Source organism: Salinibius halmophilus, from assembly GCF_003577475.1.
Classification (GTDB): Bacteria; Pseudomonadota; Gammaproteobacteria; order Pseudomonadales; family Natronospirillaceae; genus Salinibius; species Salinibius halmophilus.
Map to the genome: position 1 here is coordinate 294,226 of NZ_QPEP01000004.1, position 24,007 is coordinate 318,232.

Annotated in this window: 27 protein-coding genes and 2 pseudogenes; 10 read left to right on the plus strand and 19 right to left on the minus strand. The window is 49.0% G+C overall.

Features of this window, described 5'->3' with window-relative positions; translation table 11 throughout:
* Positions 1 to 6: 6 nt before the first annotated feature.
* Genes rodA through DUW71_RS06430 form a run of 6 tightly spaced genes read right to left on the minus strand, consistent with a single transcriptional unit; the run spans position 7 to position 5,667 of the window.
* A complete protein-coding gene (rodA, locus tag DUW71_RS06405; RefSeq protein WP_233546046.1) occupies positions 7 to 1,131 on the minus strand; it encodes a rod shape-determining protein RodA in 1,125 nt (374 codons plus the stop codon).
* Positions 1,118 to 2,989, minus strand: a complete 1,872-nt coding sequence (gene mrdA, locus DUW71_RS06410) for a penicillin-binding protein 2 (RefSeq protein ID WP_233546048.1) — start codon at positions 2,987 to 2,989, stop codon at positions 1,118 to 1,120. The genes rodA and mrdA overlap by 14 nt, the downstream gene beginning before the upstream one ends.
* A gap of 9 nt (positions 2,990 to 2,998) precedes the next feature.
* Complete coding sequence (gene rlmH / locus DUW71_RS06415; protein WP_119394410.1) at positions 2,999 to 3,466, minus strand: 23S rRNA (pseudouridine(1915)-N(3))-methyltransferase RlmH; 468 nt, start codon at positions 3,464 to 3,466, stop codon at positions 2,999 to 3,001.
* Entirely contained in the window at positions 3,456 to 3,800 is a 345-nt protein-coding gene (gene rsfS / locus DUW71_RS06420) for a ribosome silencing factor (protein WP_119394411.1), read from the minus strand. Before rsfS ends, rlmH begins: the two co-directional genes overlap by 11 nt.
* Positions 3,793 to 4,404 carry a nicotinate (nicotinamide) nucleotide adenylyltransferase gene (gene nadD, locus DUW71_RS06425; protein WP_119394412.1) on the minus strand — a complete coding sequence of 204 codons (612 nt, stop codon included), beginning with the start codon at positions 4,402 to 4,404 and terminating at the stop codon, positions 3,793 to 3,795. The genes rsfS and nadD overlap by 8 nt, the downstream gene beginning before the upstream one ends.
* Positions 4,405 to 4,407: 3 nt before the next feature.
* A complete protein-coding gene (locus tag DUW71_RS06430) occupies positions 4,408 to 5,667 on the minus strand; it encodes a glutamate-5-semialdehyde dehydrogenase (RefSeq protein WP_233546050.1) in 1,260 nt (419 codons plus the stop codon).
* A gap of 122 nt (positions 5,668 to 5,789) precedes the next feature.
* On the opposite strand from DUW71_RS06430, the gene DUW71_RS06435 reads away from it, so the two are divergent.
* Positions 5,790 to 7,133, plus strand: a complete 1,344-nt coding sequence (locus DUW71_RS06435; RefSeq protein WP_119394413.1) for a VTT domain-containing protein — start codon at positions 5,790 to 5,792, stop codon at positions 7,131 to 7,133.
* Here the strand turns inward: DUW71_RS06435 and DUW71_RS06440 are convergent.
* A complete protein-coding gene (locus DUW71_RS06440) occupies positions 7,106 to 7,696 on the minus strand; it encodes an LON peptidase substrate-binding domain-containing protein (RefSeq protein WP_119394414.1) in 591 nt (196 codons plus the stop codon). The two genes, DUW71_RS06435 and DUW71_RS06440, sit on opposite strands and share 28 nt — an antisense overlap.
* 179 nt (positions 7,697 to 7,875) lie before the next feature.
* Here DUW71_RS06440 and minC point away from each other — a divergent pair, with 179 nt between their 5' ends.
* The 3 genes from minC to minE are packed head-to-tail and all read left to right on the plus strand — an operon-like array spanning position 7,876 to position 9,638.
* Positions 7,876 to 8,559 carry a septum site-determining protein MinC gene (gene minC / locus DUW71_RS06445; protein ID WP_158583907.1) on the plus strand — a complete coding sequence of 228 codons (684 nt, stop codon included), beginning with the start codon at positions 7,876 to 7,878 and terminating at the stop codon, positions 8,557 to 8,559.
* 17 nt (positions 8,560 to 8,576) lie between these two features.
* A complete protein-coding gene (minD, locus tag DUW71_RS06450; protein ID WP_119394449.1) occupies positions 8,577 to 9,377 on the plus strand; it encodes a septum site-determining protein MinD in 801 nt (266 codons plus the stop codon).
* A gap of 12 nt (positions 9,378 to 9,389) precedes the next feature.
* Positions 9,390 to 9,638, plus strand: coding sequence for a cell division topological specificity factor MinE (gene minE / locus DUW71_RS06455; RefSeq protein ID WP_119394416.1), 249 nt, complete (start codon positions 9,390 to 9,392; stop codon positions 9,636 to 9,638).
* A gap of 42 nt (positions 9,639 to 9,680) precedes the next feature.
* Here minE and DUW71_RS06460 read toward each other — a convergent pair whose 3' ends face one another.
* From DUW71_RS06460 to DUW71_RS06475, 4 genes are all read right to left on the minus strand, one after another.
* Positions 9,681 to 10,142 carry a methyltransferase family protein gene (locus DUW71_RS06460; RefSeq protein ID WP_119394417.1) on the minus strand — a complete coding sequence of 154 codons (462 nt, stop codon included), beginning with the start codon at positions 10,140 to 10,142 and terminating at the stop codon, positions 9,681 to 9,683.
* Positions 10,143 to 10,246: 104 nt separating this feature from the next.
* Positions 10,247 to 10,825 carry an Hsp70 family protein gene (locus DUW71_RS06465; RefSeq protein ID WP_119394418.1) on the minus strand — a complete coding sequence of 193 codons (579 nt, stop codon included), beginning with the start codon at positions 10,823 to 10,825 and terminating at the stop codon, positions 10,247 to 10,249.
* A gap of 66 nt (positions 10,826 to 10,891) precedes the next feature.
* Positions 10,892 to 11,524, minus strand: a complete 633-nt coding sequence (locus tag DUW71_RS06470) for an Hsp70 family protein (protein ID WP_158583908.1) — start codon at positions 11,522 to 11,524, stop codon at positions 10,892 to 10,894.
* A gap of 221 nt (positions 11,525 to 11,745) precedes the next feature.
* Positions 11,746 to 12,351, minus strand: coding sequence for a hypothetical protein (locus tag DUW71_RS06475; RefSeq protein WP_119394420.1), 606 nt, complete (start codon positions 12,349 to 12,351; stop codon positions 11,746 to 11,748).
* Positions 12,352 to 12,583: 232 nt separating this feature from the next.
* Here DUW71_RS06475 and DUW71_RS06480 point away from each other — a divergent pair, with 232 nt between their 5' ends.
* Genes DUW71_RS06480 through DUW71_RS06495 form a run of 4 tightly spaced genes read left to right on the plus strand, consistent with a single transcriptional unit; the run spans position 12,584 to position 14,859 of the window.
* A complete protein-coding gene (locus DUW71_RS06480) occupies positions 12,584 to 13,543 on the plus strand; it encodes a CsgG/HfaB family protein (RefSeq protein WP_119394421.1) in 960 nt (319 codons plus the stop codon).
* Positions 13,540 to 13,860, plus strand: a complete 321-nt coding sequence (locus DUW71_RS06485; protein ID WP_119394422.1) for a hypothetical protein — start codon at positions 13,540 to 13,542, stop codon at positions 13,858 to 13,860. Before DUW71_RS06480 ends, DUW71_RS06485 begins: the two co-directional genes overlap by 4 nt.
* Complete coding sequence (locus DUW71_RS06490) at positions 13,860 to 14,195, plus strand: DUF4810 domain-containing protein (protein WP_119394423.1); 336 nt, start codon at positions 13,860 to 13,862, stop codon at positions 14,193 to 14,195. Before DUW71_RS06485 ends, DUW71_RS06490 begins: the two co-directional genes overlap by 1 nt.
* A 1-nt stretch (position 14,196) precedes the next feature.
* Positions 14,197 to 14,859, plus strand: a complete 663-nt coding sequence (locus DUW71_RS06495; RefSeq protein ID WP_119394424.1) for a DUF799 domain-containing protein — start codon at positions 14,197 to 14,199, stop codon at positions 14,857 to 14,859.
* Between the two features lie 425 nt (positions 14,860 to 15,284).
* Here the strand turns inward: DUW71_RS06495 and DUW71_RS18050 are convergent.
* The 5 genes and pseudogenes from DUW71_RS18050 to DUW71_RS06515 all read right to left on the minus strand — a co-directional run.
* A pseudogene (locus tag DUW71_RS18050) lies at positions 15,285 to 15,487 on the minus strand (ISL3 family transposase); the annotation flags it as partial.
* Positions 15,488 to 15,527: 40 nt separating this feature from the next.
* Positions 15,528 to 15,779, minus strand: a pseudogene (locus DUW71_RS18055) (transposase family protein); the annotation flags it as partial.
* 231 nt (positions 15,780 to 16,010) lie between these two features.
* A complete protein-coding gene (locus DUW71_RS06505) occupies positions 16,011 to 16,706 on the minus strand; it encodes a sulfite exporter TauE/SafE family protein (protein ID WP_119394425.1) in 696 nt (231 codons plus the stop codon).
* A 6-nt stretch (positions 16,707 to 16,712) separates the two neighbouring features.
* Positions 16,713 to 17,090, minus strand: a complete 378-nt coding sequence (locus DUW71_RS06510; RefSeq protein WP_119394426.1) for a nuclear transport factor 2 family protein — start codon at positions 17,088 to 17,090, stop codon at positions 16,713 to 16,715.
* Positions 17,091 to 17,135: 45 nt separating this feature from the next.
* Positions 17,136 to 17,825, minus strand: a complete 690-nt coding sequence (locus tag DUW71_RS06515) for a formylglycine-generating enzyme family protein (RefSeq protein ID WP_119394427.1) — start codon at positions 17,823 to 17,825, stop codon at positions 17,136 to 17,138.
* Positions 17,826 to 18,168: 343 nt separating this feature from the next.
* Here DUW71_RS06515 and DUW71_RS06520 point away from each other — a divergent pair, with 343 nt between their 5' ends.
* Together DUW71_RS06520 and DUW71_RS06525 are read left to right on the plus strand one after the other, a co-directional pair.
* Positions 18,169 to 19,572, plus strand: a complete 1,404-nt coding sequence (locus DUW71_RS06520; RefSeq protein WP_119394428.1) for a protein adenylyltransferase SelO — start codon at positions 18,169 to 18,171, stop codon at positions 19,570 to 19,572.
* 63 nt (positions 19,573 to 19,635) lie between these two features.
* Positions 19,636 to 20,055 carry an Rrf2 family transcriptional regulator gene (locus DUW71_RS06525; RefSeq protein WP_119394429.1) on the plus strand — a complete coding sequence of 140 codons (420 nt, stop codon included), beginning with the start codon at positions 19,636 to 19,638 and terminating at the stop codon, positions 20,053 to 20,055.
* A gap of 37 nt (positions 20,056 to 20,092) precedes the next feature.
* Here DUW71_RS06525 and DUW71_RS06530 read toward each other — a convergent pair whose 3' ends face one another.
* From DUW71_RS06530 to nirB, 3 genes are read right to left on the minus strand one after another with little or no spacing between them, the layout of a single operon-like run.
* Complete coding sequence (locus DUW71_RS06530; protein WP_119394430.1) at positions 20,093 to 20,905, minus strand: formate/nitrite transporter family protein; 813 nt, start codon at positions 20,903 to 20,905, stop codon at positions 20,093 to 20,095.
* 12 nt (positions 20,906 to 20,917) lie between these two features.
* Positions 20,918 to 21,244, minus strand: coding sequence for a nitrite reductase small subunit NirD (gene nirD, locus DUW71_RS06535; protein WP_119394431.1), 327 nt, complete (start codon positions 21,242 to 21,244; stop codon positions 20,918 to 20,920).
* Complete coding sequence (nirB, locus tag DUW71_RS06540; RefSeq protein ID WP_119394432.1) at positions 21,244 to 23,766, minus strand: nitrite reductase large subunit NirB; 2,523 nt, start codon at positions 23,764 to 23,766, stop codon at positions 21,244 to 21,246. Before nirB ends, nirD begins: the two co-directional genes overlap by 1 nt.
* Positions 23,767 to 24,007: the final 241 nt, after the last annotated feature.

Sequence of the window (24,007 nt, forward strand, 5' to 3'; positions counted from 1 at the left end):
TTATTGCTACCGGTGGTTGCTCACCGACATCATTAGTCCGAACCCTAACATAAGCGTAACCATTGCCGTGCCACCGTAACTCACCATAGGTAGTGGTACGCCAACCACAGGCAGAATGCCACTTACCATACCGATATTTACGAACACATAGATAAAGAAGGTTAGGGTTAGCGCGCCGGCCAGCAAACGGCCAAAACTGTCGCGCCCATGGACTGCAATATAGAAGCCCCGCAAAACAATAAGCAAATATAAAATCATTAAGATTACGACACCGGTTAAGCCTAGCTCCTCGGCTAACACAGCAAAAATAAAGTCAGTTCGGCTCTCGGGTAAGAAGTCGAGTTGCGATTGCGTGCCCAACATGTAGCCCTTGCCGTCTAAACCACCCGAGCCAATCGCGGTCATCGACTGAATAATATTCCAACCAGAACCCAGCGGGTCACTTTCTGGATTAAACAGGGTCAACACGCGCTGCTTTTGATATTCACGCATCACAAACAGCCACATTATTGGCATCGCGGCGGCGGCAAGTCCGGCGAAGCCAGCAATTAACCACCAGCTCATACCCGCTAAGTAGATAACAAAGATTCCCGAGGCAGCAATCAACAACGAGGTGCCCAAATCTGGCTGCTGTTGAATCAACAAGGTAGGAATGGCAACTAGCACCAACGCTCCGAAAATGTTCATAAAACTTGGCGGCAGCTCTTTGCGCGTTAAAAAAGCAGCAATCATCAATGGTGTGCCAAGTTTCATAATTTCCGAAGGCTGAAAGCGAAAACCGGCCAGTTCAATCCAGCGTTGCGAGCCGTTTACGCTTATTCCCATAAAGGGCACCATGGCAAGCAACACCACACCGGCTATATACCCAAGCCAGCCCCAGCGTTTGTAGGTTCTTGGGTCAAACTGGGCGAGCACCAATATGCCAGCGAAGCCGACTGCCATGCGCACAGCTTGGCGACTAACGTGAAAGAAGCTTTGCCCAGAAGCCGAGTAAAGAATAAAGAGGCCATAGCCACAGAGCATGGCGATTAAAAACATCAGCAACCAATCAACTTTAATCAGTCGTTGGCGAACGACGGGTGCACCACTTAGGCGATCGTTTAACTGGCGCGAAAAATCACTCTGATGCACGCTCTTCCCCTGCTAAATAAGCATCGAATACTGCTTTGGCAACAGGTGCTGCTGCCCTACCGCCACTTTCGCCGTTTTCTACAATCACTGCAACCGCAACTTTGGGGTCTTCTACTGGGGCAAACGCGATAAACAAGGCGTGCGACTTTTGCCGCTCTTCACGTTCTTCCGGGTCTAGACCCTCGGTACCCGTTAAGCGCGAGATCACTTGTGCCGTACCCGTTTTGCCAGCCATTTTGTAGGTCATACCAAAACCAGCTGCACGCGCTGTGCCTTTGGCACCGTATACAACATCTTCCATGGCTTTGAACATTAGGTCCCAATCGCGCTCGGTGAGCCCCTCGATATCGGGCATGTCAATTTCGCTCGGGGTTGGCACACCATCAATTGATTTCGCTAGGCGCGGAGCCACCCAACTGCCACGACGAGCAAGCACAGTGGTTGCCACCGCTAATTGCAGAGGGGTAGCGGTAATATACCCTTGGCCAATACCTAGGTTAATCGAATCACCAGGGAACCAAGGCAGGCCACGTGTTTCTTCTTTCCATGCACGTGTTGGGTTGATGCCATCAACCGGGCTAAACACATCTACCGCGGTTGTTTGACCAAAGCCAAATGCATCTAAATAACTGTGCATGTTTTCTAGCTTCATTTTGAAGGCTAGGTCGTAGTAATACACGTCACAAGATTCAATCACGGCATCCGCCAAGTCAACCCGAGATCCGTGGCCGTCTCGGCGTGTTGCCCATGTCCAATCGCGCCAGCGCCGCTCTTCACCAGGTATTTGGTAAAAACCTGGGTCGTTGATGGTGCGCTCCCAAGTGGTCGCGCCTACGGCAACCCCAGCCAACCCAATAAATGGCTTAAGGGTAGACGCTGGAGGGTAAGCACCGCGCGCCGCTCGGTCGGTAAATGGCCTGTCCAAGCTATCGCGCAGTGGATTAAAAATACTGGCAGGAATGCCTGCTACGAATAGGTTAGGGTCAACTGTCGGCATGGATAACATCGACAGAATACCGCCGGTTTCGACTTCAATGGCCACAACCGCGCCGCGGCGATCTTGCATGGCATCGTAGGCGGCTTTTTGAATATCGGTATCCAGAAACAGCTCCAAGCTTTTGCCAGGTATTGGGGCAGTTTCGCCTAGCACCTTAATAATGCGCCCATGAGCATTGGTTTCTACTTGCTGATAGCCAGGTTTACCTAACAGCTCATCCTCATACACACGCTCGATACCAATTTTGCCAATAAAATCCGTGCCGACGTAATCGGCATTGCGTTCGGCGTTGGCAATTCGCTCTTGGTCGCGTTCGTTAATTCGCCCAACATAGCCCAGGGTGTGATAGAACATTTGGCCATAGGGGTACGAACGACTTAGTTCTGCCCGCACTTCCACCCCTTGCAGGAAGGGTGCATTGACCCACAGTTTGGCAATGTCGTCATCCGACAGGCGGGTTTTCAGTGCAACAGGTTCGAATGGGCGGCGATATGACTTACGCCGACGCTCAAAGGACTCTAGGTCGTCTTCATCGATGTCGATAATTTCGCTTAATCGGGTCAGTGTTGCGTCAAGGTCAGGCACTCGTTCCGGCACAATCGCGAGGCTATGACTAGGAATATTCTCGGCTAGCAAACGACCTTTGCGGTCGTATATAAGTCCACGTGTAGGTGCCAGCGGCTCCAGCTGAATTCGGTTGGCATCTGAGCGAGCCGAAAACTTTTCATGCTGAAAATGCTGTAAATAGACAGCCCGGGCAATTAATACCGAAGCCATCAAAAAGACCACAACCAAAGCTACGCTTACACGGCGCTGAATCAGTCGTGATTCTCTTTCTGGATCATTCATTGGCGCCGACAAAGGATTCCCTCACTTATGATAAGGATGACCAACCTGAATACTCCACGCACGGTAGAGCTGCTCTGCCAGCAATACTCTTACTAACGGATGCGGCAAGGTCAAGTTGGATAATGACCATTTTTGGTCTGCCTTCGCCGAGAGTTCAGGATCGAGGCCATCTGGGCCGCCAACAATGAGCGCAACATCTTGCCCAGTATACTTCCACTGCTCGGCAGCTTCGGCTAGTTGCTCGGTCGACCAAGCCTTGCCTTTTACTTCCAGTGCCACTAACCATTCTTTGCCGGTTAGTTTGGCAGTAATTGCTTGCGCCTCTTTTTGCATTACCTGAGCAACAGAGTAGTTTTTTGCCCGTTGTGCAGGGGCAATCTCTATGAGCTCTAAGGCAAAATCTTTAGGTAGGCGTTTTTGGTAATCGGCAAATGCCTCCTCAACCCAGCGAGGCATTTTCTGACCAACAGCGAGTAGCTTAATCTTCATTGCTAGCTGGGCGAGCCCCTGTCCAAAGCTGCTCAAGGTCGTAAAATGCGCGCGCTTCGCTGGTCATCACGTGCAGTACCACATCGAAGAAGTCGATGAGCACCCAATCTGAGCCATTGCGGCCTTCAACACTGTTAGCGGCAAATCCTTTTTCTTTTAGGTCTTTTTCTACATTGGCAACAATGGCCGATAGATGGCGAGTAGATGTACCCGTCGCAATCACTAGGTGGTCCATCATTGACGTTTTTTCGCGCACATCAATTACTTGCACATCAAGGGCTTTCATATCTTCAACGGCTTCGATTACCGCTTCCAGAACCTTTTGCTCAGTCATTCAAATATAACTCGTTTGCTTTAATGTACTGACCAATGGCATCCGACACCCAGTGCCAGGCTCGCTGATTGCGAAACTGGCTACTGGCAACATCTGGCATTGACCAAGGTAAGTTAACAACGCTGCCATTAGGTTGTGCCAAGGCACTAGCAAGCGTGCATTGTGGAAGGCTGCTTTGTGGCAAGTTAGTTGGCCAATGCCAACCTGGACGCGGCACAACCAAAATATTAGCCAGTTCGAGTAACTGCTGCCACCTTCCCCATGTGTGTAAATTGGCGAAACTGTCGCCGCCCATCACGAAGTTAAGACTATCACATTCGTACTGGGTGCGCAGTTGCTGCAACGTATCAACGGTGTAACAAGCCTGCTTGGCTTTCACTTCGCGATCATCTATTTGCAGCCACGGCCGACTACTCTGCAAAATAGCCAACATGGCCAAGCGCTGTTCAACCGAGGCACTCGCTGCTGCTTTGTGAACAGGAATGGCCGCAGGCACCACACTAATGACGGCTTGTGGTGCCGCTTGATGCAGCGCATCAAGTAGCGCCTCGTGGCCTATATGCGGCGGATCAAAGGTTCCGCCGTAAAAAATTCGCGCAACCATTAATTAAACGCGAATGGTACCATCACCAAACACCACATATTTCTGCGATGTTAGACCTTCTAGCCCTACCGGCCCACGAGCATGGATTTTGTCGGTTGAAATGCCAATCTCGGCACCTAGACCATATTCGAAGCCATCAGCAAATCGAGTTGAGGCATTGACCATTACCGAGCTGGAATCGACTTCGGTGATAAACCGGCGTGCCAAGGTGTAGTTTTCACTCACGATGGTATCGGTGTGCTGGCTGCTGTGGCGATTAATGTGATCGATTGCCGCGTCGATATCGGCCACCACCTTCACGGCCAGAATTGGCGCTAGATATTCAGTATCCCAGTCTTCTGCGGTAGCCGCATTACATTCGATAATTTTCTGGGTCGCTTCACAACCGCGCAGTTCAACACCATGCTTGTCGTAAATCGCTTTCAGCTTAGGCAATAAATTCTCGGCCTGGCTGGCATGCACAAGCAGTGTTTCCATAGCATTACAAACGCCATAGCGATGCGTTTTGGCGTTTTCAGATATCGCAAGTGCTTTCGCTTCATCGGCATGCGCGTCAATGTACACATGGCAAATGCCATCAAGGTGTTTAATTACCGGCACGCGAGCATCTGTGCTAATGCGTTCAATTAATCCCTTGCCACCACGCGGTACAATAACGTCGACAAACTCAGGCATAGTGATTAACTCACCTACCGCGGCACGGTCGGTGGTGGCAACTACTTGCACACCTTCTGCTGGCAATCCGGCTTCTTCTAAACCCGCCATAATGCACTGCGCCAGTGCTTGGTTAGAATGGATGGCTTCTTTGCCGCCGCGTAAAATGGTGGCATTGCCCGATTTTAAGCAAAGCGCAGCGGCTTCGATGGTCACATTTGGGCGGCTTTCGTAGATGATACCAATCACCCCAAGCGGCACGCGCATTTTACCCACCTGAATGCCACTTGGGCGGAAGCTCATATCGGTGATTGCACCGATAGGATCGGCCAACGCTGCAACCTGAGTTAGGCCTTCGATCATACCGTCGATGCGAGCAGGCGTTAGCGTTAGGCGGTCAATCATGGCATCCGTTAGGCCATTATCGCGACCTGCTTGCAAGTCTTTTGCGTTCTCGGCAACCAGTTCGTCACGGCGGCTGTCGATTATGCGAGCAATGGCTAACAAGGCTTGGTTTTTAGCATTGGTGTCTGCTTTGGCCATTAAGCGCGAGGCAGCTCGAGCTTGCTGACCTAGAGTCTGCATATATACTTTGATGTCTTCGATCATGGTGTTTTATTCTCCGTTTTGCGCCATTATAGCCATGACCACCAGCAGATAAAACGATTTAGCCCAAATGCCATACCAGACAAACCAGATAAGCGGTTGGCACCATATACAAAGGGGATTGAATGACGGCCATCTGGCAAAACAGCGAAGCATTCTTGCAAAACCAGCCTTGGTTGATTCCATTGCTTGTTTTTATTGTTGCCTTGGTCGAATCGTTTGCTGTGATAGGCGTAATTGTACCTGGTGTGGTAATGCTATTTGGGCTTGCTTTTCTTGCTAGTGAGCTTGGTTTGCCGATTTGGCTGATACTTACAAGTGCTGCTGGTGGTGCAATAGCTGGCGATACGGTAAGTTATTTTATCGGCAGACACTTTCAAGACCAAATTTGGCATACCCGGTGGCTAAGGAATTATCAGCATGGCCTGCGCCGTGCGCACTATTTTGTTAACCACAGTGGCGCACTGTCGATCGTTGTAGGCCGCTTTGTTGGCGCACTGCGCCCACTCATGCCTATGGTTGCCGGTGCGCTTGGCATGCGACTACGCTTATTTCTGGCACTTGATTTGGTATCGGCTCTAGTCTGGGCACCTGCTTATATTTTACCTGGTTGGCTAGCGGCGCAATCTATGGAGTTCTCAATGGCAATGTTAAGTTCACTATCCCCATGGCAACTGCATGCCGTAGTGCTAGCGGTAGCGCTATTGGCAATGACGTTATGGCTAATAATGGATTTGTGGGCGCACGAGCGCACTTATTGGCTAGGCAGCACTCGCCACTTTACGGCGGCAATGCTCTGCGCGCTGCTGGCCGTTCTGCTGTTATGGCAAAAGCCCTGGACACTAGATTTATTGATGTACAACAGCCGGCCTATTTCGGGCTATTGGCCAGACTTGTGGGTGCATCTGGAAATGCTGTCGCAACCTGAGTTCTTGCTTATGACACTTGCCGTGGCGGTGCTACTGCTGATTATGCAAGGGCAACGAGCGGTTGCAGTAGCCATTACTACTTCAGCGGTTGTCGCCATTGGCATTGCTAATTGGCTGCCTCAGTGGTTAGGCATTGGTCGCCCTGGTGCACTTCATAACGAGCTTGGCAGTTTTTCAACACCAGCCGTTACAAGCCTAGGCGTAAGCATGGCTTGGGTGTGGTTAATTGGTTTAGCACGTCGCACCGGTACCCGGATAGAAACACTGAAGCTCTCGGTATTGACTTGGCTGTTAATAATTATCACGGCGCCAACCAGTGCTTTTTTGGGTGTGCACTGGTTTAGCGATACATTGGCGGGCGCGTTGATCGGTTCGGCACTGGCGCACGCGGGATTGTTTGTTTGTAAAAAATGGCGCTTTACTAACAACATTGACTGGCCACCTCTCGTTGCACTGCTGCTGCTAACCCTGTACGCGCACCAAGTTGTGTTTGCGATGGCCTATAAGTACTTTTACGCCTCACTGATACTCACCCATTGATTTAATAAGGCAATGCGATGGGCGTTGTCTTCCGCGGCCACCAGCTCGATACGTTGTACCACACCAATTGGCAGCAAAGTTGATAAGTAACCAATCTTTTGTTCGGTGGTGGCAATTTCAACATCTGGCACCTGCACTTGTGATGCATGGGCAGCATCTTGGATCACTCGGTAGATTAAGTTGAGCTGCGAATCATCTGGGCTTTGGGTGGTATTGGGCAGTGGCTCTACCGAAGCCCGCCATAAAGACTCATCATCTTTTTGCAGATCTGATAGCAGCACCCACTCACGACCTGCCACTTCAATGTGAAGCAAGCCGTCTTCGCCCTGATCAAAGTCTTCAATTTCTACCCTAACCGCTTTGCGCAAAATACCTGTGTAGGGGTCGACTAGCTGGCTTTCGACTTCTTCTGGGTTAGTTTGCATGGTCATAATAAAGCTGCGATCACCGCGCATCGCTTCGGCCACCATGTTTAGATACCTTGGTTCGAAAATACGCAGTGGCATGCGACAAGATGGATAGGGCATTACCGAAAGCGGAAATACAGGTACATGCTGTAACATTTAACCGTCCTGATTGTAAAATAACTGCAGTATGATACGTTGACCATATTGTGACAGATGCCTCATGCGTAAGCCGTTTTGGTAAAATGCTGGTATTGCTTAAAATGCAATCAAAGCCTTAACCATCCAAAAGCTTGCTAAGCTTACGAGAGCATCAAAAATTAATGCAGGTAACGCAAATGGACGCTCAACAATCCCCGCTACAAAGGCAACCGGAATGCTTTAGCATTAAATCTGGTCAGGTGCCATTCGCGACGATTGTACTGCACCGCTTAGACATTGCGCAGTTTCAACAGCAGCTTAGCAAACAAGTTGAGTTAGGCGCTGGTTTGCTGGTGGATGCGCCAGTGGTTTTAGACTTTGGCAAACTTCCCGTAGGCGAGGCATTTTTCAAACAGGTAGTGCAAGCTGCTAGATCGATGGGCTTGATTATTTTTGCTGTGCGGATGAAAGGTGAAGACTTAAATGCCAGCTGTCAACAACTGCGCGTTGCCAACCTAGGCCCTGCCCACGTTAAGCCAGCCAAAGAAGCGCCCTCACCTGAACGTACGCGAATTGTAAGGCAGGTGCGCTCGGGCCAGCAGATTTATGCGCGCAACACCTCGCTGGTTATTTTTGGCCATGTTAGCGACGGTGCAGAGGTGATTGCTGATGGTGATATTTATGTGCATGGCAATTTGCGTGGCAAAGCCATGGCCGGCGCATCGGGCAATACCAACGCGATGATTTATTGTGATCAGCTGCATGCGCAACTGGTCTCTATTAATGGCATTTACGCAGTAAACGAAAAAATTCCAATTGACCGTGGTGCCACACTGATTTCATTATCTGAAAATCAGCTAGAATTTGGCGATCCACAATAAAAATTAAGGGTATGACTTTGGCACAGATTATTGTTGTCACCTCGGGTAAAGGTGGCGTAGGCAAAACTACTACCAGTGCAGCAGTGGCAATGGGCTTGGCGTTGCAAGGCAAAAAAACTGCGGTAATCGACTTTGATATTGGCCTGCGCAATCTAGATATTATCATGGATTGTGAACGCCGCGTGGTGTACGACTTTGTTAATGTGATTCAAGGCGAAGCAACACTGAATCAAGCACTGATTAAAGATAAGCGTTGTGAAAACCTATTCATCTTGGCTGCTTCGCAAACCAAAGATAAAACAGCATTAACTGAAGAAGGCGTAGAAGCCGTTCTTGCAGAACTAGCTGAAACCTTTGATTACATTGTGTGTGACTCACCAGCAGGTATTGAGCTTGGTGCGCACATGGCAATGTACTTCGCTGATATCGCACTGGTAGTGACCAACCCAGAGGTGTCATCTGTGCGCGATAGCGACCGCATTCTGGGTGTACTACAAAGCCAGTCTCGTCGTGCCAAACTTGGGTTAGATCCAATTAAAGAGCACTTGTTGATTACCCGCTACGACCCTACGCGGGTTGGCAAAGGTGAAATGCTGTCAATTGAAGACGTAATGGACATTCTTGGCATTCCGCTCATTGGTGTCATTCCAGAGTCTGAATCGGTATTGAAAGCCTCTAACTCGGGCCAGCCAGTAATTCTTGACCAAAAAAGCGATGCTGGCCAAGCATACGCCGATGTGATTGAGCGCTTTCAAGGTAAAGACGTGGCAATGCGCTTTACCGAGCGTAAAGGCTTTTTCCAGCGCGTGTTCGGCTAGCAGGAGGCAATTGTGGCATTATTTCCGTTCTTCAAAGACGACAACAAAAGCAGCGCATCGGTTGCCCGCGAACGCCTGAAAGTGATTGTTGCGCACGAGCGCCTGCAACGCGAGCAACCGGAATACTTTCAAGCCATGCAACGCGACATTATGGATGTGATTAAGCGCTATGTGGATATTGACCCAGAAGACGTGCAAATTCAACTAGAGAACGAAGACAACTGCTCGGTTCTTGAGCTCAACGTTACCCTGCCTAACTAGCATTATCGTTTGTGGTATACGGCAGAATGCCGTATACCATTTTTACACCCAGCGCCTAACCTGATTACAATATTCTGCATAACTGGCGGCAAATTTTTGCGCCAGCACGCGCTCTTCTGGCCGGATCTGAAACCAAGTTAAATAGCCCACAAACACGCCGATAACAATAAAACCAAGCAAGTTGGCAACGTAACAGGCGATACCCGTAAGCACCATGGTTAACGCCAAGTACATTGGGTTGCGGCTGATGCGGTAAGCACCACCTCGCACCAAAATGCGAGTATTTTCTGGGTGATGCGGACTGACCGTTGTATGAGCTTGAAAAAAGCTGATTATGGCCCACACAGCCAGCAAAATACCTGCTTGCACAAGTAGCACAGCAAGCCACAACAGAAGTTTGACTTGGTAAGTAAACGCCGGCAATAACAGCGATAGCAACCAAATCAGCAGTATCGCAATGAGTGCCAGCACAGGGGGTGGAATGAATAGTTCTAGCTTGTTCATTGAAGCATCGACTCGTGAAAGGTAGTCATTAATTACTAGCAGTTAGTGTAGCTGTTACGGGCAAACTAGCGTGGCGGTTTCTATGCCTTGATAACCGGCTCACTTCAGCGGTAACGGCGAGCTGCTTCTAAGTACAATCCTTTGCCAACACTATTAAATAAATCACCGTTGACAATTTTGCACAGTGGGAACTTTTGTTTTACGAGCTGCTGCACCGTTGGCAAAGCTGTTGAGCCCCCAGTGGTGAATACCGTATCCACCTGCTTTATGCCAGATTGCACTAGGGTTTCATCTACTGCAGCAATCACGCGCTGCATATCATTGACCACAGAGTCGTGCAGCACTTTCTGGGTAGCCGTGTATTGCACGTGTTCATAAAGTTCTTCCTCACGATTGAGAAAGTCGAGGTCGATCACGGCTTCTGGCTGATTAGACAAGTCAATTTTACACTGTTCCACCAACCCAGCCAGACGGTGGCCATCACGCTGGTTGAGCAGCGTAAGCAGGCGATCTACCGCTTGTTTATCTTCAATATCAAAGCGTAAATCTTTTAACTTGCGCAACACACTTGGGTCGTACAAGTGGTGTATTTCGTGCCAAGTAGAGAGCGTGTGAAAATAATGCGTTGGCATTTCCATACCGGGGCGACCTTTATACTTAGCGCCCAAACCAAAGTGAGGCATGACGGTCGCCAAGCTGAGGTTGCGGTCGAAATTAGTACCACCAATATGAATACCATGGTTGGCAAGCTAGTCGCTGCTGCGGTCGCTTTTTTGTGGGTTGCCCAATCGAATAATGGTGAAGTCGGATGTACCGCCCCCCATGTCGATAATTAGCGCAACTTCTTCGCCCTTGACTTGCTGCTCGTAATCATAAGCCGCGGCGATAGGTTCGTATTGAAACGACACCTGCTTAAAGCCAGATAGCTTGGCAATTTCTTCCAGCCGGTTCTGTGCTTGTTGATCGAGGGCATCGTCATCGTCGTTAAAGCGCACGGGGCGCCCCATCACCACCGACTCCAGGTTTTGCTCGGTAAAATCGACGGCGCGCTGGCGAAGGCTGGATACAAAAAAGCTGATTAGCTCCGCAAACGATAGTTTATTGAACTTCACCTGAGTGGTTTCATCCATCAAAGAAGTGCCTAGCACGTTCTTCATTGAGCGCATTAAGCGCCCAAACTCACCTTTGGCATAACGATTAATCCCATCGCGGCCAAAGTGCACTTCATCGGTTTCAAAATCGAAGAAGATTGCACTAGGTAAGGTGCACTCCATTTTACCAGTGATTAGGTTCTTCTCTAGCGGTACCATGGTTGGCTGACCATGAAGCGCCACCCCCACTGTTGAGTTAGACGTACCAAAATCTAAACCACAAATACTCATTGCTACCTCTACCTTACTGCTGTCAAAACTACCAGCTAACAACATTGGGGGCGCGGGATTATACATGGAAGCGAGGTGAGTTAAAGGAGTGTTTGCGAGGATTGACTAGCACACTCGCTTACGCAAACAAGGCTAACAATAAAACAATGAATACAGAGAGCGAGATCAAAAAAAAGCGCTCTTTTACAGAACGCTCTTACTGTAACTTCAAACAAACAGGTTTAAAGTTTTGCTTCAGCTTTTATTCCTAAATTTACGATAGAAGCGGTCAAGTCGGCGTAATAACCACTTCCTAAGTACATTTCTTCAGAGACGGAAATTGCGGAGATGTAACCACCAACCTGAAAATACTTATTGAACTCATAACCACCACCGAAAAGAGCACCACCCCCTGTAGATACACTTTCAAGGTCGCCGGCAAGAATATCTGACGTTTCAGCCAAGGTACCCAATCCGAGGGTAGCCTCAATATAAGCCCCACCTGCTCGTCTTTGGAAGTAATAAGTATAACCGATACCTGCTATGCCTGCATATGAATTACTTCCTTCAACATCGAAGTATGAACCAATAGCGTGATAATAAACCGAGTTTTGCTTTCCTCGACCAAAAGTTCCACCTATTTTAAAACTAGTGCCTATAGCAAAACCGCTATCTAACGACTCAGTTTCAGTAAAGCCTATGCTCGGTACACTAACAGTAGCTGCCGCGCCGGTGGAAGCCCCATGTGCCCCAAAGCTAAGTAAAAACCCGCTACGCTCAGAGCTCATTGCGGTTGAAGACAGAGTCAACGCAGTACAAATTGCAAGGCTCTTCTTTGTGATTCCCATTTTATTTTTCCTTATATTGATCCTAAAAAGTCCCAAACTTATCTGATAGGGAATTGTATAAACATTGATTGGATTAGAAATCGTTAACAGACACCAGTATATAAATTTTCTCACTGTGTGCAAATTATTTACACGGCTCACTTACCATAAATCTCACACCTTGCCAATAGCTTGCATAGACCAATAAAAAGCCCCAACATACTCACTGCATAACATTAGAAAAGGATGAAAAATGAAGAAACTACTACTTGCATGCACAGTTACCATTATGGCTGGATGCGTTAGCACACCAGTGGACCTTGAAAGAGACAATGCACCATACAGCAAGGAGGAGCTTCGAGCCGCACAAGCTGAAGTGCTAAAACCCCAAAAGCTAGCATTAAAAAGAAAAGTGGCAGTAGCAAGACTTTCCAATGAAACAACTTATGGTAAAAGCTTGTTGAGTGATGACCCTGAGGATAGAGTTGCAGAGAAAGTCTCAGACATGTTTTTACAAGGCCTTATCAATAGCGGGAATTACTTGATATTTGAGCGCCCCGATATCAATGCACTTGCAGATGAAGCAGAATTAACCGGACAAGAGCTTGATTTAATTGGTGTTGATACACTTATTGTAGGGTCTTTAACCGAGTTTGGTCGTGTCACCACTGGTGAGGCTGGTTTCATTTCGTCAAAAAAGAAGCAAGAAGCTACGGCAACCATTGATCTTAGACTCGTAGATGCTGTAACTGGCCAAGTGCTATCTTCCATTACCGGAACCGGTGCAGCTTCAACAGAAACCTCTAATACAATGGGGTTCGGCAATGTCGCTGGCTATGATGGCAGCATTAACGACAGGGCTATTGGTGCCGCTGTAAATGCAGCAATAGCAAAATTAGACAATTGGATGCTTGAGAAAAAATGGACTTCCGATGTTCTGGCAGACGACAATGGCATGATAATTTTTGCTGGTGGTGCTTCTCAAGGAATAACTCCTGGGATGGAGTTCGTTATTGAAACTCGAGGCAGAAAAGTTAAATCCGCAACAACTGGCGGAACGATAACACTCCCTGGAAATAAAGTTGCGGAAGTAAGAGTGGTCTCCACGTTTGGTGATACAGAATTGGAAGAAGGATCTATAAGCCAAATATTAACTGGCAATATAGATGGTTATGAATTGTCAAACTTGGTAGTTAAGGAGAAAGATCAATGAAGAACTTATTTATAATAATTTCAATCAGCTTTTTCATTGCAGCGTGTGCTATAAATGACCCAGTAAAAACTTCTCAAGTGGTTTCTGATGACCCATTAATCACATTTGACGTTCAAGATTACGACCCTGAAGACCTTGAGCTATTCATCGATGGATTACCATACGGTGACGTTAGTCAGTATTTAAGCTACGAGTCCGCTCTGGAGCTTATACCGGGGCAACATACAATTAAGGTGGAGTATGAAGGACAAATTATTTTTACGAAAAAAAGCTATTTTGGTGAGTCAACTACTACTGTGATAAGGATTTCTGAGTAATGCGTAATTACATTTTACTAGCGCTTTCATTAGTTGCGCTTAGTGGCTGTGCTTCTAAAGGTTTATACGATTGGGGCGGATATGAAGATAGTCTCTTTGACTATTATCACCAACCAGAAACAAAGCTCGATCTGATTGAAGATCTAGTAGAGCACGTAGAATATTTAATGGAGTACGACGAGAAGCCTGCGCCTGGCTTGCTGGCTGAGGTTGGCACTTTTTACTTGCTTGAGGGAGATAGACAAAGAGCAGTTTATTACTACAGACTTGAGGCACAAGAATGGCCCGACAGTCAGCCCATGATGGCTAAGTTGATTAAGAATTTGGAGCGATAATATGATTAGTACAAAGCACCTTTTACGCTCGATTATACTCAGCACCCTTGTCCTTGCCGGCTGTGCAACTGTTCCTGAAGACCCTTATGCAAGAGTTCATGCTAACAAGCCCTCTTCCATACTAATACCACCGGTTGTAAATAATTCCGTAGATGTGATGGCTGGTACTTCAGTGCTTTCCACTCTACCTAAGGGCCTAGGGGAGAAAGGGTTTTATGTATTTCCCGTCAACACAGTGAAATCACTACTGGAGTTTGAAGGATTTGGTGACGCAGCAGAAATCCATAACCTTCCGCCAAGTAATCTTGCTAACCTTTTTGATGCAGATAGTATACTGTATGTCACGATAAACTCTTGGACCAGCAAGTACCTCGTACTTGTCACTGAAACTGAAGTGGATATTAGCTATAAAATTGTTTCCTCAGAAGGGGAGGAGTTATGGCAGGACCGAGAACGACTGACATACACGCCAAGAAACAACTCAACTGGGAATCCTTTCTCAGATTTATTGGCACAAGCTATTAGCAGCGCTATAGAACGGGCAGCCCCGAACTACCTCCCTCTTACCAGACAAGCTAATGCAAACGTGTTTTATAATCCAAGCTACCCTTTCCCTCTTGGACCATATCACCCCTATTATCTTGACTACTATGACGAACTATAAAAATAGTATGCTTTAGCCAATATTCGCGGCACAATTGGTGCCGCGAATCTTTTTTATCTAATATAATTCAAAAATACTCCCCAAACCCAAACATATTCAACAAGGATTCTATTTTATATACTCTTTTTATTGGCAATTAAAAAATTCACAAAATATTCACTGTAAATACCGTTTAGCTTTCGTCACTGCATTGGTATCGAAAAACTTCAATCGCGCCTTCTCTGCCCAAGCGAGTTGGGATATTAACGCAGAATCAGTTGGGATTAGAGTAAACTATCGACCGAGGTAGAAGACTAACGACTACCCCAGTGACTTGCTATGGATTAGCACCTAAAACCGGCTCTTCGCATTTAAGGGTGTAGCTTCGTTTTAAAACCTCCTGACTCCAACAAGCATCGCGCAATGTAGTTGGTGATATTTCTAAAGCCCAAGGCTGTTACACCGTCAAAGCGCGCAGGATCATTAAACAGCAAGCGTTGCCCTTCATTAATAATGGCGCTATTTGCGGTATGCCAAGATACATTCAAGTGATCAGCAACTCGTGATACAGAAAGGTGATCGACAACAATCGCAGCCAATGCCCAACGTATAGCACCATGAGAGAGCTTTGAAAGTGGCGGTGCAGCACGAGTGCTGTCCTCTAACCAGAAATGCTTACAGTTAGCGCAGCGCCATCGTCGTATGCGCAGTAGTAAAGTGGTCGGGCGCTGACCAAAAGGAACATGAGCTAGGCGTTGCGAAACAGAGCCGCGAGGTGAACCGAGGTCACCACATTTAGAGCACGGTTCTGGCTTTTTTGTAATGCGACACTCAATGATGGCGTGTTTTTTATGAAGATACTGCCCCGTCGCCTCGAGACCGAGTTTATTTAGTTGGCAAAAGCTGGAAAGGTCAGGGGTAGAAAAGGTAAGATTGGCCATGCTGAGGGACTTAAATTTTGTTTGTGTGGTAACTTACATTTTCTAAGAACCTCGGCTCCTTTTCTAGCCGTTCAGATTTTCACCTACACCCTTAATTGCGAAGAGCCAGATAAACACTCTGCTTTAACCGTTGCCGTTACAATTGCTGTTATCAAGACATATTCCTACACATAATGACCAAAGAACTGTGTCGTATTGAGTATGATAAAAAGGACACATCTACCACGTGCGTTAACCAACCCACATAACAATTAGGCTTAGCATACTTAGAGCAACTACCCACCACCGAGCAAATCGCTGTTTAATATATTTACTTATCCGGTTACCCAGCCATGTACCAAGCAGCACGCCAGGCAGTAGCGCAGTGGCATGCAACAAGCTGTCACTCGTTATTTGCTGGGTAAATGAAAGTGACACGAGTGACATCAGGCTACCAAAGAAAAAGGTAGTGGCTAACACGGCGCGAATGCGCGCACTACTTTGATGTTGGTAAAGTAGTGCAATGGGCGGCCCACCTACACCAGTAGCTGTGCCAAATAAGTTTGACAGCATACCAGCGATAAACTGCGCTACGCGGTTAACCTGCTTATGGGAAAACGGCACCACAACACCTGCCACAACAATGAGCGAAATGGCAAGCTGTAGTGCTACTGGCGACACGATTAGCAGTGCCAGCGCACCAAGGGGTGCGCCCAAAGCAAGGCCAAGCAATAGAAAAATAATTGGGTGTCCCTGCAAAGCAAAGCGATTCTTGGTTGCTACATATGCCATCAGTGGCAAACTAGCAATAATGACCGGCACAGGAACAAAACTAGGCGAGATTGCAAAGAGCAGTGGCACTGCTATTAACGAGTATCCATACCCTGTACAAGCTTGTACAAGTGCTGCGAACACCATGACGGCACTCGCAAGCAGCATCCATTCCATAGCCAACTACCCTATTTGCTGCACCCACTCAGCACGCCATTTAGGGGCTGGGTAGTCATCGGGCCAGTATTCTTTTTGTTTCACAATTTTGCCTGCTTCCACTAGGTGAAAGGTAATAGCACGGGCCGATTGCACGCCATCGGTGATGGATACGTCGGTTACTACATCGTTACATTCAGCAACAATGGAGTTAATCACAAACTGCCATTTGCCATGGGCTGGGTAGTGCGTATTGATGGCAATAAAGTTTTCGCGCCCGTCGATCAATTCACCAGACTGCGGCCAATGGCCTTCAAAGTCATGACTGAGCCATTCACTGGCCTTGCTGAAGTCATTACTGTTCATTGCCTGCCAAAAGTTTCGCACAACCTGCTTCGGGCTCATACCACTCACCTTAACTATATATCCGTACAGCAATATTACCTTAGGTTACAAACTTAAACCAGTCGTTGGCGAACAAACCATTTTCCCTTCGCTCCTCGCTACGCGAAAGCCTAGGTCGTCGATGGCATAGGTTGGGTGGCTGCGGCGGCGATTACCGGCCAGCACACCACGCTCACCATCGGCCCAGCCACCACCGCGAAAAATGCGGTAACTTTTGTATACTTCGGCGTCATAGATATCCCAACACCACTCCCATACATTGCCCAGCATGTCATATAAACCAAATGCATTGGGCTGCTTTTGCGCCACAGGCTGGCTGCCCTCGCCGGTGTTGCCTTCATACCATGCAATGTCATCAAGCACGCCATAGCGCGGCTCACTGCTGCCTGCCCGACAGGCATATTCCCATTGCGCATCGCTCGGTAAGTAGTAACCATTGGCACCCGATACCTGCCTAACTTGGTCGTCTTCGAGCTGATAAGCAGGCGTTAGGCCTTGGCAAACAGATAAGGCATTACAGAAGGCAATGGCATCTAGCCAGCTGACACTATCAACCGGGCGTTGCGCGCCTTGGTTTAATGCTGGGTTGCACCCCATCACTTGCTCGTAACAGGCTTGGGTAATTGGGGTAGTGGCAAGTTGGAAGGCGGGCACTTGCACCGGCCATTGCTGTTTTTTGCGATCATCACGCAAAACAATGCTGCCAGCAGGAATACTGACAAGGGAGATATCCATAACCTAAATCCTTTCACTAGCTTGGCTTACCCTTTATAAGCCGTTTTTTTAGGTTACTCCGATTATTGGCCAAATTCTATGCCCTAGGGGCGCCTCTAGAGATTTCAGAGGCGAAATTTTGGCAAGGCAAACATGTCCCGGGGAGTCGCACTCAAAAAGCGGAGTTTACTTTAGTAAATACGGAGTGCCGCCCAGAGCATTTTGATTGGACTCGCACACGAGGCGATGGTTAACGCAGTCAAAATGAGAAAAAGAAGTTTCTAGGGGATGCCCCTACCATCTGTCGGTATTTAAACCACGTAACCTTGGCTACAATCAAACAAATTTCTAATTGTGAGCCGTTATGCGCCAAGTTTATCAGCAACTGCCGTCTACTCTATTTCAGGTGACTCAGCCAACACCGGTCAACGAGCCGGGCTTGCTGCTGTATAACGCACCGCTGGCTAAGCAGTTAGCGGTGCCAAACGAGTTAACCCCATCCCACAGCGAGGTAGCCGCTTATTTTACCGGCAACCAGCTGCTTGACCCCGAGGCAAGCCTGGCGATGGGCTATGCAGGCCATCAATTTGGTCACTACAACCCGCAGTTAGGCGATGGCCGAGCGCATATGCTTGGCCAATTAGGTGGCTATGATTGGCAGCTTAAAGGCTCGGGACTTACTAAATATTCGCGTGGTGGCGATGGCCGCTGCGCACTAGGGCCAGCCGTGCGTGAATACATCATGAGTGAAGCCATGCACAGCCTAGGCGTGCCCGCCATGCGCACGTTGGCGGTGGCGACCACGGGCGAAAAGGTGTATCGCCAACAAGGCCTTGAGCAAGGGGCGGTGGTTAGCCGCATTGGCGCCAGCCACATTCGTGTAGGTAGTTTTCAGTACGCCGCGGGTCAAGGCAAGGTACAAGCACTGGCAGACTTCACCATTGAGCAACTTTACCCAGACGCCGCCAATGCCGAACAACCTTATTTAGCCTTGTATCATAGTGTGCAAACCCGCTTGATTGAGACGCTGGTACATTGGTATCGCGTTGGCTTTATTCATGGGGTGATGAACACCGATAATATTGCCCTAAGCGGCGAAACATTCGATTTTGGCCCGTGCGCCATGCTCGGTGATTACAAGCTTGAACAAGTCTATAGCTCAATTGATCATCAGGGCCGCTATGCCTTTGGTAACCAAAAGCCGATTATGCAATGGAACCTAGCGCGCTTTGCCGAGACGCTGATTCCACTGATGGATGGCAGCAAAGACGACGCCATTGCCACCCTAACGGCAGCCGTGGAGAGCTTTGATAGCGAGTTTAGCCACGCCTACGACACCATGTGTGCCAATAAGCTTGGTTTTAGTGAAGCAACCTCCGCCAATCAGCCATTAGTGCAGGAATTTTGGCAACTGCTACAAGCCAACGCCTGGGACTACACGCAAACCTTCAACCAGCTCACCGATTTTTTAAAGGGCATGGACCCAGAGCTACCGGTTGAGCTAGTCGCTTGGACAGACGAATGGCAGCGTGAAGTGAATACCCAGCATGCACTGGTACTGATGGCCAAGGTCAACCCCAAGGCCGTGCCACGCAACCACGAGGTAGAAGCCCTGATTAGCGCCGCTGAGCGCGGTGAACAAGACATTCAACACCAGGTTGATACCTACCTGGCTTACCTCGCTGGCACGGGTGGCAAAACCGATGCCAGCTGGGGCATCCCAGATGCGCAATTTGATCAGCAGTATCAAACATTTTGTGGTACCTAACTGTTGATAGAAAGCAGGTACGCCAGACCCGAACGCGGTATACTTGGTTGATTGGAGGGCACCATGCAGCTAACCAAGTTTACCGATTATGGCATTAGAACCTTGCTGACGGTGGCGCAAGCCGCCCCCGAGTTAATTTCAGTTAGCAAGGTTGCCGAGCAAAACAATATCTCTCGTAATCACCTAACCAAGGTGGCAAACAAACTTGTGAGCCTTGGTTATTTAGAAAGTGTGCGCGGCAAGTATGGCGGTTTGCGCCTAGGCATGCCGCTGACCGACATTCCTTTGGGGCATCTTGTGCGCCAGCTAGAGCCGGACTTCAACCTAGTAGCGTGTATGGGTGACCATCAAGCCTGCACACTATTGCCTACTTGCGGCCTACCCAGAGTATTACAAGAAGCCACGGCAGCGTTTTTAGCCACCCTTGATCACTACACACTGGCCAGCGTGGCCAAACAGCCCGATATGATTCTGGTCCAATAAAAAAAGCCCTCAGATGAGGGCTTTTTTTGTCATGCCATTACGCTGCATTACGCGCTGGCTTGGTTTTGCCATGCGTTAGATAAAGCATGCCGGTGGTAATCGCCAAGCCACCCACTAGGTTCCCCAAAATCGTTGGAATCAGGTTCCAGTTGAGCCACTCCATAATGGTGAACTCAGCGCCTAGCAGCATGCCCAGCGGGAAGAGGAACATGTTGACCACGGTGTGCTCAAAGACCAAGGCAAAGAAGATAAAGATTGGCAGCCACATGGCAATTACCTTGCCTGCCACACTCTTAGAGGTCATCGCGCCTACCACACCCAGGCAAACCATCCAGTTACAGAATACACCGCGCACGAATACCGTCACCCAACCGTTGAAGCCATATTCGGCAAAGCCCAGCGTGCGCGCAGTCGATACCCCAATAAACTTTTGCGCAACGGCATTGGGCTCAATTGCGAAGTTCATCGTCAGGCTAACGGCTAACAAGAATGCCACCGCTAGGGAGCCAATCAAGTTGCCCAAACCAACCAAGCCCCAGTTGCGCAGCACGCCACCCCAGGTCACTCCACGGCGCTTATCAAGCTTCGCCAATGGCGCCAAACCAAATACACCCGTGACCAAATCAAACCCCATCAGGTTTAAAATCACAAAGCCCACCGGAAACACCAAGGCACCCACAATGCCAATACCGGTTTGCACAATGGTGGTAATGGCTACCGCAACGGCAATGGCCAGAATGGCGCCCGCCATTGCCCCGCGAATGATGGTGTCGCGAGTAGACATAAATACTTTTGCTTCGCCAGCGTCTACCATACTGGTAACAAAATCAGCAGGTTTTACATAAGACATATCGCCGTCCTCTTAATTACTTTGTGCGAAGATGGTTTGATCTTCTACTTTGGTTTTAAACACTGGCAGCTGCACGCTGTCGTCTTCCAAACACTGGCCTGTTGCCAGCAAAAAGCGCTGTTTTTTCAGCGGGCTGGCGACATACCAAGCCCCTTCTTGCTCCCCTATTAAACCACGGCTGAGCACACTGGCTTGAGCAAAGGGGTCGATGTTGCTCAGGGCAAATACCTCGCCGTTGGCACAGGGACGAAACAGTGCCACTTGCTGGCCATTCACCAGAGCACACACACCGGTGCCGGGAATGATCTGCTCTAGGTCACAAATTGCTTGCCAAGTCATTAGCACACCTCCGTCGTGGCGATGATGTCTTCACGCTCACTGGGTTTAGCTGGGCGTTTTTGTTCACGCTCAGGGACAAACTGCAGCAGCGGGTCGGGCTCATCTGAATTAATAAAGTGTTTAAAGCGCGCCAGCGCCTGCTCGTTGCTTAGCGTCGTTTGCCACTCGCACTGGTAGGCTTCACGTAAATCGTCAATTTGCCGTTCTAGCATGTCGACCAAGCCAAGCTTGTCATCGATGATCACCGCCTGCAGGTACGCCACACCGCCGTCAAGGCTCTCTAACCAAGGCGCCATTCGTTGCAGCTTGTCGGCTGTGCGAATGTAGAACATCAAGATACGGTCGATATAGCGCAACAAGGTGTCGGTATCGAGGTCGGTGGCAAACAAGTCACCATGGCGGGGTTTCATGCCACCATTGCCGCCCACAAATAGGTTCCAGCCAGCATCGGTGGCAATCACACCAATGTCTTTACCCTGTGCTTCGGCGCACTCGCGGGTACAGCCAGATACCCCAAGCTTTAGTTTGTGCGGCGCACGAATACCCTTGTAGCGGTGCTCAAGCTGCACACCCAAGCCAACGCTGTCTTGCACACCAAATCGACACCAAGTAGACCCCACGCAGGTCTTTACCATCCGCAAAGACTTGGCATAGGCATGGCCAGTTTCAAAGCCTGCGCCAATCAATTGCTGCCAGATATCGGGCAGGTCTTGTTTTTGCGCGCCAAATAAACCGATGCGCTGGGCACCGGTGACCTTGGTATAGAGGCCATATTGGTCAGCAAGATTAGCGAGCGCTGCTAAAGCGACCGGTGTCACCTCGCCGCCTGGCATGCGCGGAATCACTGAATAAGAGCCGTCTTTTTGCATATTGCCCAAGAACACATCATTGGTGTCTTGCAGGCCAACGTTCTGCTCTGTCAGCACATAGTCGTTCCAGCAAGAGGCCAAAATAGAGCCAATGGCCGGCTTGCAGACTTCACAACCACCACCTTGACCATACTTACTCAGCACGGCGTTAAAGCTCTTTAACCCATCTACTTGAATCAGGTGAAATAACTCTTGGCGAGAATATTCGAAGTGGGCACACAGGTGATTGTTCACTTCCAAGCCTTGTGCCGCCAGCTCGCTATTGAGTACTTGAGTAATCAACGGAATACAGCCACCACAGCCAGTGCCTGCTTTGGTATGTGCTTTAATGTCGCCAATGGTGTGATAGCCCTCGCCTACCGCTTGCTGAATTTGCCCCTTAGTGACATCAAAGCAAGAGCACAGTACGGCACTGGCTGGCAGTGCATCGGGGCCAAGGGCCGGAGCGGGCTCGCCACCGGTTGGCATAATTAGCCCTTGAGGATCTTGCGGCAGTGCAATGGCATTCAATGCTAACTGCAACAGGTCGCCGTAACTGCTGGTATCGCCCACGAGCACGGCACCTAGCAGGGTATTGCTTTGTGGGTCAACAATCAGGCGCTTATATATGCCTGCCTTTTCATTGAGGTAAACATAGCTCTGGCCGCCCTGAGTTTGACCAATACTGCCAACTTCCACACCTAATAACTTAAGCTTGGCGCTCATATCCGCACCAGCAAAGGCATTGCTTTTACCCGTTAAGTCATCGGCCACCACCCGCGCCATGGCATAGCCAGGTGCGACCAGGCCAAAGAACTGATCTTGCCAGGAAGCGCACTCACCAATGGCGTAGATGTCGTCGGTGACTTGGCATTGGTCGTTAATGGCAATGCCGCCACGCTGGCCTATGGCTAAGCCTGCTTGGCGCGCCAGCTTGTCTTGCGGGCGAATGCCGGTGGAGAACACCACAATATCGGTTGCCAATACACTGCCATCGGCAAAGCGCATTTCATTGCGACAATCACTGTCACTCGGACAAATTAGGCTGGTGTTTTTACTGGTGTGCACGGCCACACCCATGCTTTCAATCTTTTGGCGTAGCAGCTCACCGCCTTGCTGGTCCAGCTGCTCGGCCATCAGCACCGGCGCAAATTCCACCACATGGGTTTCAAGGCCTAGAGCTTTTAACGCCCCTGCGGCTTCTAAGCCAAGCAAACCACCGCCAACGACCACTCCTATTTTACTGTGCTTGGCGCTGGCTTCGATGGCATTTAAGTCTTCAATGGTGCGATAAACAAAACAGTCTTTATTCTGGCGCCCTTCAATGGGTGGAATCCATGGATAGGCACCCGTGGCAAACACCAGTTTGTCATAATCGAGTGTTCGACCTTTGCTGGAATGAACCACTTTTTCAGCTTGGTTAATGGTGATCGCACGTTCGCCAATGAGCAGGTTAATGCCGTATTTCTCAAAGAAGCCTTCTTTAACTAGGCTAAGCTCTTCGGCCGTGTGATGAGAAAAATAGGAACTCAGATGCACACGATCATAGGCAGCTCTGGGCTCTTCACACAAAACGGTAATCTGGTATCGGTGTGCATCACGCTCAACCAGCTCTTCTAAAAAACGCTGACCGACCATGCCGTTACCAATGACGAGCAATGCAGGTTTTGCCATTGCCAACCCCTCCTCAATGAATGCTTAAGAGCAGGTTATGTCATTCTTTTAAATAGGCATTTGACATGCATCATTATAACCATGCATTCCAAATACCTATTTAAAACCTCGAACTGCGGGCACATCGAGTAGGGTGAGGCGTTACCGCCTCATCCCTCTCACAGAACCGCACGTACGGACCTCGTATACGGCTCCTGCATACTTCTTATCTGTTCTCGTCCAGACAGAATTCCCGTTTTAA